This is a genomic window from Curtobacterium sp. MCSS17_008, from assembly GCF_003234185.1.
GTDB lineage: Bacteria > Actinomycetota > Actinomycetes > Actinomycetales > Microbacteriaceae > Curtobacterium.
The window spans coordinates 73,137-85,196 of sequence record NZ_QKSM01000008.1 but is presented as its reverse complement, the minus strand read 5'-3'; the positions used below and the strand labels follow the sequence as shown (position 1 = coordinate 85,196).

Annotated in this window: 9 protein-coding genes; 2 read left to right on the top strand and 7 right to left on the bottom strand. The window is 72.2% G+C overall.

Annotated elements, in window-relative coordinates:
* Positions 1-192: 192 nt before the first annotated feature.
* Complete coding sequence (locus DEJ23_RS09990) at positions 193-1,095, bottom strand: LysR substrate-binding domain-containing protein (protein ID WP_111240116.1); 903 nt, start codon at positions 1,093-1,095, stop codon at positions 193-195.
* Between the two features lie 81 nt (positions 1,096-1,176).
* Here DEJ23_RS09990 and DEJ23_RS09985 point away from each other — a divergent pair, with 81 nt between their 5' ends.
* The gene (locus DEJ23_RS09985; protein ID WP_111240115.1) at positions 1,177-4,650 is read left to right on the top strand and encodes a bifunctional proline dehydrogenase/L-glutamate gamma-semialdehyde dehydrogenase; all 3,474 of its coding nucleotides are present in this window, start codon (positions 1,177-1,179) and stop codon (positions 4,648-4,650) included.
* Positions 4,651-5,060: 410 nt separating this feature from the next.
* On the opposite strand, the gene DEJ23_RS09980 is transcribed toward DEJ23_RS09985, so the two are convergent.
* From DEJ23_RS09980 to DEJ23_RS09970, 3 genes are all read right to left on the bottom strand, one after another.
* Entirely contained in the window at positions 5,061-5,567 is a 507-nt protein-coding gene (locus tag DEJ23_RS09980) for a hypothetical protein (RefSeq protein WP_111240114.1), read from the bottom strand.
* On the bottom strand, positions 5,567-5,767 hold the full coding sequence (locus tag DEJ23_RS09975) for a hypothetical protein (RefSeq protein WP_111240113.1): 201 nt from the start codon (positions 5,765-5,767) through the stop codon (positions 5,567-5,569). Before DEJ23_RS09975 ends, DEJ23_RS09980 begins: the two co-directional genes overlap by 1 nt.
* 119 nt (positions 5,768-5,886) lie before the next feature.
* Positions 5,887-6,507 (bottom strand): QsdR family transcriptional regulator, encoded by a 621-nt coding sequence (locus tag DEJ23_RS09970; protein WP_181429210.1) that lies wholly within the window; start codon positions 6,505-6,507, stop codon positions 5,887-5,889.
* A 63-nt stretch (positions 6,508-6,570) separates the two neighbouring features.
* Between DEJ23_RS09970 and DEJ23_RS09965 the strand changes: the two genes are divergently transcribed.
* Positions 6,571-7,764 carry an acyl-CoA dehydrogenase family protein gene (locus tag DEJ23_RS09965; protein ID WP_111240112.1) on the top strand — a complete coding sequence of 398 codons (1,194 nt, stop codon included), beginning with the start codon at positions 6,571-6,573 and terminating at the stop codon, positions 7,762-7,764.
* A gap of 77 nt (positions 7,765-7,841) precedes the next feature.
* On the opposite strand, the gene DEJ23_RS09960 is transcribed toward DEJ23_RS09965, so the two are convergent.
* The 3 genes from DEJ23_RS09960 to DEJ23_RS09950 form a co-directional block, all read right to left on the bottom strand.
* Positions 7,842-9,941 carry an alpha/beta fold hydrolase gene (locus tag DEJ23_RS09960; protein ID WP_111240111.1) on the bottom strand — a complete coding sequence of 700 codons (2,100 nt, stop codon included), beginning with the start codon at positions 9,939-9,941 and terminating at the stop codon, positions 7,842-7,844.
* Positions 9,942-10,006: 65 nt separating this feature from the next.
* Positions 10,007-10,879 (bottom strand): patatin-like phospholipase family protein, encoded by an 873-nt coding sequence (locus DEJ23_RS09955; protein WP_111240110.1) that lies wholly within the window; start codon positions 10,877-10,879, stop codon positions 10,007-10,009.
* 103 nt (positions 10,880-10,982) lie between these two features.
* Positions 10,983-12,011: an NADPH:quinone reductase gene (locus DEJ23_RS09950; RefSeq protein ID WP_111240109.1), complete on the bottom strand. Its 1,029-nt coding sequence runs from the start codon at positions 12,009-12,011 to the stop codon at positions 10,983-10,985.
* Positions 12,012-12,060 lie beyond the last annotated feature (49 nt).

Below are 12,060 nucleotides of genomic sequence, written 5' to 3'. Positions count from 1 at the left end.
TTCGTGTCCGGTCGGGTGCCGGAACGTGAGAATCCGCCGAGAGATCTCGACGTGATCGGATAGTAGGGGTATCCGCGCGCGGACCACGCCGTCGACGAGCACTTGTGACCCGAGTTGGGGGGAGCCACACCACGCGTGCGGTCTCGCGCAGTGGTCTCGCCGCGCGTGCCCGACACGACTCGGCCGGTGCCGTCAGCGGTCGACAGCCTCGGCGGCCCGTCCGAGTGCGCCACGCAGTGCGCGGACGGCGGGTGATGACGATCCCGCGGCGCGCACCACGGTGAAGATCGTGCGTCGAGGCCGATCGGGCAGGTCCACGAGCCGGCACGTGGTCGTCCGGCCGGTCCACATCAGGTCCGGCATCAGGCTGACGGCGTTGCCGGACTCGACCAGACGGATCTGCGTCTGCAGGTCGGCGGTCTCGTAACGCACGTCGGGCTCGAAGCCCCAGCGTCGGCAGACCTGCTCGGCGAAGTGCCGGGACGCCGTACCGCGCGGCTCCATCACCCAGGGCATCGCCTCGGCGTCCTCGATCGACGACACCGGGGCGAGGGCCGTCTCGACAGGGGGCAGGGCGAGCCGGACCTCGTCGCTGGTCAGGTCCGACCGTTCGAGTCCGGACAGGTGCGGCGCCGTGTGCGCCGGGTACTGCTCGGCGATGACCATGTCGAACTCGCGTGCCCAGGTCTCGTGCAGGGCGGTCTCCGGTTCGCGCTGCACCATCTCGATCCGGAGGTCCGGGTGGTCGACCGCCATCTCGTGCAGGGCGTTCGGCATCAGGGCGAGTGCCGCCGACTGGAACACCGCGACCCGCACACGGCCCTGCACCGTCGGGAGCGACGACTCGACCTGCGCCTGCGCCCGGTCGAGCACGTCGAGCACGTGCCCCGCGGCCTGCACGAGCACCTCGGCCTGCGGGGTGAGCTGCAGCCGTCGGCCAGCCTTCCGCAGCAGCGGCACGCCGGCCTCACGCTCCAGCACGGCGAGCTGCTGCGAGACCGCGGACGGCGTGAAGTTCATGGCCTCTGCGACGGCGGCGACGGTGCCCCGGATCGACAGCTCACGGAGGAGGACGAGGCGCCGGACGTCGAGCATGCAGAAAGAGTAGACGAACTGAACGGTATGCATCAGGAAGAGTCGCTTCCGCTACACGGTCCGCCGCCCCACACTGGTGCCATGACCGACCTGCACGAGCACCCCGTCACCGATGCCGGGGCCGGCGTCCCCGACCACCTCGCCGACCAGTCCGTCGCGCTGGTCCGGCAGTGGCTGGCCGAGGCCGAGACCTACCCGGTCGACGGCTCGGCGAAGCAGCTCGCCGGCGTGCTGGCCGACCCGAAGGGCCTGGCGTTCGCGGTGGGGTTCGTCGACGGCGTCGTGCGTCCGGAGGACCTCGGGGTCGCCGCGCGGAAGCTCCGTGCCATCGCGCCGGACGCTCCGGGCTTCCTCCCCGCGGCGCTGCGCGGGCTCGTCCGGCTCGGCGGCGGCATGGCGCCGGTGCTGCCGAACGTGGTCGTGCCGATCGCCCGCCGGGTGCTCCGCGAGATGGTCGGGCACCTCATCGTCGACGCGACCGACGCGAAGCTCGGTCCGGCGATCGCGAGGGTCAAGCGGGACGGCGTCCGGCTCAACGTCAACCTGCTCGGCGAGGCCGTCCTCGGCGAGAAGGAGGCCTCGCGTCGGCTCGAGGGCACCGAGCGCCTGCTCGCCCGCGACGACGTCGACTACGTCTCGATCAAGGTGTCGTCGACCGTGCACCCGCACTCGCCGTGGGCGTTCGACCACGCGGTCGAGGACATCATCGCGAAGCTCCGCCCGCTCTTCCGCCGGGCCGTGCAGAGCAGCCCGCGCAAGTTCATCAACCTCGACATGGAGGAGTACAAGGACCTCGACCTGACGATCGCGGTCTTCACCGAGCTCCTCGACGAGCCCGAGTTCACCGACCTCGAAGCGGGCATCGTGCTGCAGGCGTACCTGCCCGACGCGCTCGCCGCGATGCAGCAGCTGCAGGAGTGGTCCGCCGCCCGTCGCGCCCGCGGCGGTGCCGACATCAAGGTCCGGCTCGTCAAGGGTGCGAACCTGCCGATGGAGCAGGTCGAGGCGTCCGTGCACAGCTGGCCGCTCGCGACCTGGCACACGAAGCAGGACTCCGACACGAACTACAAGCGCGTGCTCGACTGGGCCCTCACGCCGGAGCGCATCGCGAACGTCCGCGTCGGCGTCGCCGGGCACAACCTGTTCGACGTCGCGCACGCCTGGCTGCTCGCCGGGGAGCGCGGTGTCCGCGACGGCATCGAGTTCGAGATGCTGCTCGGCATGGCCCAGGGCCAGGCCGAGGCGGTCCGCCGCACCGTCGGCTCGTTGCTGCTCTACACGCCGGTCGTGCACCCGGGCGAGTTCGACGTCGCCATCGCCTACCTGATCCGTCGGCTCGAAGAGGGCGCGTCGCAGGAGAACTTCATGTCGGCGGTGTTCTCGCTGGCGTCGTCGCCCGAGCTGTTCGCGCGCGAAGAGGCGCGCTTCCGTGACTCGCTGGAGCCGCTCACGCAGCCGGGCGGGCTCGACGCCCCGGAACCGCACCGTGTGGCCGACCGCTACGCCGCGGTCGAGCGTCCCCGCCCCGGCCACTTCGACAACACGCCGGACAGCGACCCCTCGGTCGCCGCGGTGCGCGAGTGGGGTGCGGCGATCACCGCCCGTGTCGCCTCCTCCACGCTGGGGGAGCGCGCCGTCCAGGAGGCGCGGCTCGCCTCCGCCCCGCAGCTCGAGTCGGTGCTCGGACGCGTCCGTGCAGCCGGTACCGAGTGGGGCACCTGGTCGGGTGCGGCCCGCGGCGCGGTGCTCCACGCCGTCGGCGACGCGCTCGAGGCGAACCGCGCCGCCCTGGTCGAGGTGATGGCGGCGGAGGCCGGCAAGACCATCGACCAGGCCGACCCCGAGGTCTCCGAGGCGATCGACTTCGCGCACTTCTACGCCGAGCTCGCCACGCAGCTCGACGAGGTCGACGGGGCCGCGTTCACGCCGGCCGCGCTGACGCTCGTGACGCCGCCGTGGAACTTCCCGGTCGCGATCCCCGCAGGCTCGACACTCGCCGCGCTCGCCGCCGGGTCAGCCGTCGTGCTCAAGCCCGCGCCGCCGGCAGAGCGCTGCGGAGCCGTCCTGGCATCGGTCATCGAGACGGCGCTCGACGCCCACGGCGCTCCGGCCGACGTCCTCGCCTTCGTCCAGGTGGCCGAGGACGAGCTCGGCCAGCAGCTCATCACCGCACCGCAGGTCGACCGCGTCATCCTGACCGGTGCGTACGAGACGGCCGAGCTGTTCCGCTCCTTCCGGCCCGACCTGCCGCTGCTGGCGGAGACCTCGGGCAAGAACGCGATCATCGTCACGCCGTCCGCCGACCTCGACCTCGCCGTGAAGGACGTCGTCGCCTCGGCCTTCGGCCACGCCGGCCAGAAGTGCTCCGCAGCCTCGCTCGTGGTCCTGGTCGGGTCCGTCGCGACCTCGCGCCGCTTCCGCTCGCAGCTGCTCGACGCGGTGTCGTCGCTCACGGTGGGCTACCCGACCGATCCGACGACGCAGATGGGCCCGGTCATCGAGCCCGCCGCAGGCAAGCTGCTCGAGGGGCTGACGTCGCTCGGCGCGGGGGAGACCTGGGCGGTCACGCCGAAGCGCCTCGACGACTCAGGGAAGCTCTGGAGCCCGGGCGTCCGCGACGGCGTCCGACGCGGCTCGGCGTTCCACCGCACCGAGTACTTCGGGCCGATCCTCGGCATCATGACGGCGAAGACCCTCGACGAGGCGATCGACATCGTCAACGAGGTCGACTACGGCCTGACGTCGGGCCTGCACTCGCTCGACGCGGCGGAGATCGGCACCTGGCTCGACCGCATCGAGGCGGGCAACCTCTACGTGAACCGCGGCATCACCGGCGCCATCGTCCGTCGGCAGCCCTTCGGCGGCTGGAAGAAGTCCGCGGTCGGCGCGGGTACGAAGGCCGGCGGGTTGAACTACCTGCTCGGCCTCGGGTCCTGGTCGCCCGCGGTCGCGTCGGCGGGCTCGTCCGTGTCGGCACCCGTGCGGTCGTTCGTCCAGGCGGCGGGCGTCTCGTCCGAGTCGCTCGACCGGGCCACGTCGTCCGACGAGCACGCCTGGACCTCGCTGTTCGGCGCCGCGGTCGACGTGTCCGCACTGACCGCCGAGCGGAACATCGCGCGGTACCTGCCGTTCCCGGGTGTGCACGTCCGACTGGCCTCGACCGAGGAGCCCGCGATCGCCGACCTCGTCCGCGTGGTCGCCGCGTCGGTCCGTGCCGGCACGACGGTGGACGTGTCGTCCGTCGCTGCGCTGCCGTCCTCCGTCGCCACGGCGATCCGGGCGCTGCCGAACGTCCGCTCCGTCGCCGAGGGGCAGTCCGACGAGGCGTTCGCGAAGCAGATCGAGCGTGGCGGTTCCACGCGTGTCCGGCTCGTGGGCGGGGACAGCGCTGCGCTCACGACGGCGATCGGTGGTCGGCCGGACGTCGCGGTGTACGGCGAGCCCGTCACCGAGGCCGGACGCATCGAGCTGCTCCCGTTCCTCCGCGAGCAGGCGGTGTCGATCACGGCGCACCGCTTCGGCACGCCGAACCACCTCACCGACGCGCTGATCTGACCTGCACTGCGCCGCTCGGCCCGGTCGCTCCGCCGGGCAACGTGGGCGCGCGTTGAACCACGGAAACGACATCGAACCAGCACTGCGCGCTGGTTGGCTGTCGTCTTCCTGATTCGATGCGCGAGGATCGTCGCGCTGGCGTCTGTACGCCGCCGTGCGTGGGCAGTGAGTTTTCCAGAACGTCGGACGCGCGGAGGAAAGTGCGTCGTGACGCCCGGAAGCTGCCCGGCGTACGGCGTACGGCGTACGGCGGTCGCTCGTTCGCCTTCCACGGGCAGACGCTCGGGCTCCGTCCGGTGCGTCGATGACCTCCACCGCGGGCCCGGTGATCCTGTCCGTGCAGGACCCGGACGACACCGACCTCGAACTCGCCGCGCAACGGTGAGCTGCAGCGGCGTGCCGAGATGAACCTACTCGCCGTTGCGCTGCATCTCCGCTGCGTCGCCCTCGGTGCAGACGGACAGGCCCTCCACCGTGTAGCCCTTCGGATCGGCGTAGAGATCGATCGAGGTCGTCGGACCGCCTGTGCCGCGCATTCCTCCGACGGGATCCGAACCGCTGTTCTTGTAGACCTCGGTGGCGATGCCCTCCCGCTCCCAAAGAGCCTTGAGTATCGCGACGTCCGCCGACGGGTCGCCACCCGCCGCCCGGTCGATGATGTAGGCGAAGGCAGCACCGGAGCCTCCGGATGGCAGGGCGCAAGCCTGGACGGCCGGACCACTCCGAACAGTCCATTCCCCGCCGATCGCCGCCGTCGACCGGTCGACGATGTCGACGACGATCTGCTTGGCTTCGTCACTGGTCTGCCTCGGGGTGGCGTTCATGGTAGTCCCTCCGGTACAGCCGACGAGAAGGAGCGCGGCCGAGGCGGCGATCGCGAGTGCGGCGATCGATCTGGTGGAGTTGCTGGTGTTCATCATCGTGATGCGAGGCCCCCAGGCGCACCACTGAAGATGGCTTCGATGAATCGGTCGGCGTAGGCGCCGGAGTAGTCGGTGTGCGCGTCCTCGGCTGCGGTGCGTCGTGCCGATCCCTGCGCACGGAGCTCGTCCGCCGCGCGCTCAGCGGCACGGATGACCGCGCCGGCGATGCCGTCGTCGAATGCTATGTCGTTCATGGTCCCCCCCGGGTGAGCCGATGGCCCGCTCCACGATATCGGTTCTGGCGACGGAACGAACGCGTAGCAGTTGCCGCGCGCTGACGAGCCTCAACCGTAAGCGGCGGGTGCCTTGATCGTCACGGGCGCAGGATGTACTCGAACGTCGTCCGGGCGCGCTCCGGGTCCGGGGTGTCGCCGGAGATCAGGTCCGCGTAGGTGAAGGACTCCGACACCCGCACGAGCAGGCGGGCGAGTTCCTCGGCGGACAGCGGCGCGGGGTCGAAGGTCCCGGCGGCCTGCTCGGTCGCGATGACCGTCGTGACGACCGCGACGAACCGACGCTGCACGTCGGACTCCGTCGTCGTCAGCAGTCGGAGGGCACGACCGGGCTCGCGGGTCAGGAACGCGCGGAAGTACGGCGCTCGGATGAGGTCCGCCGTGAAGTGGTCGAGGACGTCGACGATCCGGGCCGCTCCGGACGGTGCCGCCGCACGGCCGGCGGCGTCGAGCGTCGGGACGGCCAGCGACCAGAGGATCTCCGAGAGCAGCTGGTCGCGGTTGCCGACCCACCGGAAGAGCGATGTGCGGTCCACGCCGAGCGACGTCGCGAGCGAGCCCATGTCGATGCGGGCTCCGTCGATGAACGCACGTCGTGCAGAACGGAAGGCGCGCTGGGAGTCGCCGTGGGCCTCCAGTCTGGCGGCGAGCGCGCTCGGGACGAGCGTCGAGCCGAGCGTGCCGAGTGACTGGTTCCTCACCGTTCCCCCTGAGTGGTGTCGTCGGTCTTGCAACGTTTTCGAGAATGATGCAACATCGGAGCCATGTCAACGTCGATCACCGACACGCCTCTGCTCGAATCCGACTTCTACCGGTTCCAGGAGGGGCTCACGCCCAGGGAGCGGGAGTCGCTCGGGCAGCTGCGCAGGTACCTCGAGGCCGAGGTCCGCCCGATCGCCGACGACTACTGGGCCCGCGCCGAGTTCCCGGCGCAGACCATCGCGCCGCTCGCCGAGCTCGGCATGTACGGTCCGGGCATCCCGCTCGTGCGCCAGTTCGAGAACTCCGCCGTGTACCGCGGGTGGGCGGCGCTCGAGCTCGGGCGTGTGGACGCCAGCGTGGCGACCTTCATCGGCGTGCAGTCGGGTCTCGCGATGAACGCGATCGCGGTCGGGGGCAGCGACGAGCAGCAGCAGGAGTGGCTGCCGCGGATGTCGCGCGGCGAGGTCATCGGCGCGTTCGGCCTGACGGAGCCGCTGTCCGGCAGTGACTCGGCACGCGGGCTGCGCACGACCGCGCGGCGCGAGGGCGACACGTGGGTGCTCGACGGCGAGAAGCGGTGGATCGGGAACGCGACCTTCGCCGACGTCGTCGTCATCTGGGCGAAGGACGTCGCCGACGAGCAGGTGAAGGGCTTCCTCGTCACCACCGACACGCCGGGCTTCACCGCGACGAAGATCGAGGACAAGATCGCATTGCGCGGCGTGCAGAACGCCGACATCGTGCTCGACGGCGTCCGGGTGCCGGAAGCGCGCCGGCTGCAGCGCGCCGACTCGTTCCGCGCGACCGCTGCTGTGCTCCGGCTGACCCGCACCGAGGTGGCCTGGCAGGCGGTCGGCATCGCCGTCGGTGCCTACGAAGCGGCCCTCGACTACGCCAGGACCCGCATCCAGTTCGGCAAGCCGATCGCGTCGCACCAGATGGTCCAGGACCTGCTAGTGAAGTCCCTCGCGAACATCACCGCGTCGATCGCCCTGTGCACACAGGCGTCGGCGATGCAGGACCGGGGCGTCGGCGGCGACGAGCACTCCGCGATGGCGAAGGCGTTCGCGACCGCGAAGATGCGCGAGACCGTCGGCTGGTGCCGCGAGGTGCAGGGCGGCAACGGCATCGTCCTCGACAAGGGCGTCGCGCGGTTCTTCGCCGACGCCGAGGCGATCTACTCGTACGAGGGCACGCGCGAGGTGAACACGCTCATCGTCGGGCGGGCGATCACCGGCCAGGCCGCCTTCGTCTGAGCACGATCGGGACGGGCGGGTGCACCAGCGCCCGCCCGTCCCCACGTCGGCCGAGCAGCGCTCAGCCGAGGAGCACCTCAGCCGAGCAGTTCCGGCCGCTCCCACTCCTCGCCGAGCACGTGCTGCCCGAGGAACGCGAACACCGTCCGGTACCAGACCACGGCGTGCTGGGGCTGCAGCACCCAGTGGTTCTCGTCCGGGAAGGTCAGGAAGCGGTGCGGCATCGAGCCGTCCTCCGCCGCGTGGTGCTCCGCGAGCTCGGACCACAGCCGGAGCCCCTCACCGATCGGCACCCGGTAGTCGCGATCGCCGTGGATCACGAGCATCGGTGACGTGATGTCCGCGACGAAGCGGTGCGGGTCGTTCTCGCGCAGTCCCTGCTCGTCGAAGATCGACTGCCAGTAGTCGGATGAGTCGGTCGTCCCGGCGAACTGCTCCATCGCCCAGAGGCTGGCGTGCGTGACGACCGCCCGGAACCGGTCGGTGTGCCCCGCGATCCAGTTCGCCATGTAGCCGCCGAACGACCCGCCCATCACGGCCGTCCTGGTCTCGTCGACGTCGTCCCGCGCGACCACGGCGTCGGTGATCGCCATGAGGTCCGTGTACGGGGCCCGGCCCCAGGCGTTCCACCCGCGGTTCACGAAGTCGAGCCCGTAGCCCGTCGACAGGGCCGGGTCGGGCAGGAGCACCGCGTACCCCTGGGCCGCCGCGAGCATCGGCGTCCACCGCCACGACCACTGGTTCCAGGAGTTGAGCGGACCGCCGTGGACCCACAGCAGCAGCGGGTGCGGCCCGTCGCCCTCGGGCAGGACGAGCCAGCCGCGCACGCGTGCGCCGTCGGCGACGGTCGTCTCGACCTCCTCCAGGCGACCGGGGACCGCGGGCAGCGGTGCGGGGGTCGGCAGGGCGGTCACCGTGCCGTCGGCGTCGATCCGGACCGGGTGCAGCGGTGCCGCCCAGGAGGCCCGGAGCGCCACCACGACACCGCTCGCGGCCGACACGCGGACACCCGAGTACGCCCAGTCGTCGTCCGTCAGCTGGACGACGGCTCCGCCGTCGAGGGGGATGCGGAAGAGCGGCGCGCGACCGTCCTGGTCGGCGACGGCGAGGACGGCGGTGTCGTCGGGTGCGAAGACGAGCTCGGTGGGCCAGCGGTCCCAGTCGGTCGCGACCCGGCGGGCGTCCGAGCCGTCGAGCCCGGCGACCCAGACCTCCTGCTGATTCGCACCGGCCGGGGTGGACCGCACCGTCCGGACCCAGGCGATCGTGGTGCCGTCGTGCGACAGCGTGGGCAGTTCGTGGTCGACGTCCGGCTCGTCGAACAGCACCGTCCGTGCCGCGGTGTCGACGTCGATCGAGACGATGGTGCTGCGCTGTCCGCGCGCGGTCGGCACCCCGACGGCGGCGAGGAGCGTCCGGCCGTCCGGGGTGAGTGCGCCGGAGACATGGTCGAGCGAGCGGCCCGGCGCCGGGGTGACGTCGAGCGGTTCCGGCAGGTGCGCCGGGTACGGGGCGGGGGCGTCGGACGGTCGTCCGGCGCTGGCGTCGGTGGTGACGCCGGTGGCGGGTTCCGAGGCGATCGGCTCCGTCAGGTCGCCGAGGTCGAGCGCGAGCACGTGCGGCTCGCCGGGCCCGAGGTCGTGGTCCCAGTACCGGACCGGGTAGGTCTCGTGCAGGATCGCGTGCACCTTCGCGTCGTCGCGGCGCTTCCGCAGCGCGGCGTCACGGGTCACGACCCCGACGCGCTCACCGGCGGCCGCACTCGGCAGCAGGTCGGCGGTGATCGCGACCACGTCGGCGTCGCTGGCCACCGCGACGACGCCACTCGCGCCTCCCGTCAGCCGGGTGACCGGGCGGGCGTCGCCGCCTGCGGCCGGCAGCAGCCAGAGCTGCGCGGTGTCGTCGTCGACGTCCGCGTCGGGGCGGCCGGAGACGAACAACAGGTCGCCGTTCCGGGCGAACGCCGCGCCGGACTCGCCCTTCGCGCTCCGGGTGAGGCGGACGGGCTGACCGTCTCCGGCCGACGGCACGGACCACACGGCCCGGTGGTGTGCAGTGGCGTCGGGGCGGAGCGTGCTCACCGTCAGTGCGACGCGCGCGCCGTCCGGGCTGAGCGCGATCCCGTCGACACGGGGGAGCGCGATGAACTGGTCCAGGTCCGAGAACGGCGTCGTCATGACCTCACGCTACGGCGACACGTGCAGTCTGCAACAGGCCCCGGTCGGATCCGGGGACGGGTGGCTCAGGCCCAGAAGGCCGCGATCGCCTCGGCGACGGCCTCGCCCTGCCGGCGCCCCTCGGTCGCCGACGGCGCCTGCGTCGACAGCGACAGCGAGTTGTCGCCGAACGCGTGCTGGGCGCCGCTGTCCGCGACGATGGTCTCGACCGAGCTGCCGCCGGCGCGCAGGGCCTCCACGGCCAGGTCGAGCCACGGCCCGAGCGGGGACGGCCCCTCGGGCCCGCAGGCGACGACGAGCACGCGCTCGTGCCCGGCGACCACGTCGGCGTTCGTCGCGGAACGCAGGCCGCCGTCGATGTGCGGCACGCCGTCGATCCGGACCGGCGACCACACGAACGGCACCGAGCAGCTCGCGGCGACGGCGCGGGGGAGCGGCACACCGGTGGTCGCGGTGAGCACCTTGAACGTCCCGTCGACCGCGTCGATGGTGGTGACGCCGAGCGGCTTCTCCGGCCACTCGGTCGAGGGCAGCGTCTCCGCGAACGTCGCGGTGCGCTCGTCGTCGGACTGACCGGTGACGACCCGCTGCGCGACGGCTCCGAGCCGCGCGCGGGCGTCCTGCTCCGACGTCGCCCCCGCCAGCACCTGGGCGAGCCGCTCCTGGAAGTCCTCGCCGGCGATCGGCTCCGGCTCGACGTAGGTGCTCGGCAGCGGAGCGTGCTGCTGCTCGAACGCCTGCGTGACCGCTCCGGCGCGGACGAAGGCCCCGACCACGCTCCCGGCACTCGAGCCCACGACGAGGTCCGCGGCGTCGAGGTCGACGCCGGCGTCCTGCAGGGCGGAGAGCACGCCGACCTCCCACGCGATGCCGGCGACGCCGCCTCCGCCGAGGACGAGGGCTCTGGTTCCGGGCGTGGGGCTGGCGAAGTCCGTCATGTCACCTGTGTACCAGGTGACCGTCGGACGGACAGGAGGCGCGTGGCACGACCGCCACGCGCCTCCCGTCCGTCACCCGGTCACCACGGGCCGCCCGGTGGTCCTACTCGGACGCGACGTCGATGAGGACCTTGCCGACCGCGTCGCCCTCGACGGCGTCGTGCGCGGCGGCGGTGTCCTCGAGCGCGAAGCGGACGAGGGGCAGGCCGGCGTCCTCGCCGACGGGCAGCACACCGTCGCGGAGTGCGGCGGTGACGTCCTCCGCGGCCGCGGACAGCGCGTCGACACCGATCGTGTACAGCAGCAGGAACTGGTAGCGGGCGTTGACCGACATGTTCGGGCGGATCGGGAGGGTCGCGTCGTCCCCGCCGTTGTTCGCGTAGATCGAGACGACCCCGTGGTTCGCCAGGACGTCGGCGACGAGCTGCGCGTTCTGCGGGATCGAGACCTCGACGACGATGTCGACGCCGTCGGGGGCGATCTCGCGGATGCGGGCGGCGGCGTCCTCGTCGCGGTAGTTGACGGTGTGGTGCGCGCCGGCCGCGGTCGCGAGGGCGGCCTTGGCGTCCGAGCTGATCGTCGTGACGACCGTGGCGCCGGCCCACCGGGCGAGCTGGATCGCGGCGTGCCCGACGGCTCCGGCACCGCCGGCGACCAGGACCGTGCGGCCGTCGAGCGCTCCGGGGGCGAGGCGACGCGGACCGTCCTCGTGCGTGGTGAGGGCGCGGTGGGCGGTCATCGCGGGGACGCCGAGTGCGGCGCCGACGTCGAAGCTCGTGCCCTCGGGGAGCGGGACCGCGCGCTCGGCGGGGACCACGGTGTACTCCTGCGCGGTGCCGGTCGGGCGGCTCGCTGCGGCCATGTACAGCCAGACGCGGTCGCCCTCGGCGAGACCCTCGACACCGTCGCCGACGGCATCCACCACGCCGGCGCCGTCCTGGTTCGGGGTGATCTCGGGGAAGGGCAGGTCGTCGCCGTAGGTGCCGCCGGCGCGGGCCTTCCAGTCGGTGGGGTTGACGCCGGAGACCACCACGCGGACGCGGACCTCGCCGGGGCCGGGCTGCGGGACCTCCCGCTCGACCAGTTCGAGGACGCTGCTGTCACCGGGCTTCGTGTAGACGATCGATCGCATGTCCCCAGGCAACACCCGCGCGCCGTCGGGTCTTCCGGGCTGCCACCGG

Coding starts and splice junctions, on each gene's coding strand:
- DEJ23_RS09990 (WP_111240116.1), bottom strand. CDS start 1,095: ATGCTCGACGTCCGGCGCCTCGTCCTCCTCCGTGAGCTGTCGATCCGG.
- DEJ23_RS09985 (WP_111240115.1), top strand. CDS start 1,177: ATGACCGACCTGCACGAGCACCCCGTCACCGATGCCGGGGCCGGCGTC.
- DEJ23_RS09980 (WP_111240114.1), bottom strand. CDS start 5,567: ATGAACACCAGCAACTCCACCAGATCGATCGCCGCACTCGCGATCGCC.
- DEJ23_RS09975 (WP_111240113.1), bottom strand. CDS start 5,767: ATGAACGACATAGCATTCGACGACGGCATCGCCGGCGCGGTCATCCGT.
- DEJ23_RS09965 (WP_111240112.1), top strand. CDS start 6,571: ATGTCAACGTCGATCACCGACACGCCTCTGCTCGAATCCGACTTCTAC.
- DEJ23_RS09960 (WP_111240111.1), bottom strand. CDS start 9,941: ATGACGACGCCGTTCTCGGACCTGGACCAGTTCATCGCGCTCCCCCGT.
- DEJ23_RS09955 (WP_111240110.1), bottom strand. CDS start 10,879: ATGACGGACTTCGCCAGCCCCACGCCCGGAACCAGAGCCCTCGTCCTC.
- DEJ23_RS09950 (WP_111240109.1), bottom strand. CDS start 12,011: ATGCGATCGATCGTCTACACGAAGCCCGGTGACAGCAGCGTCCTCGAA.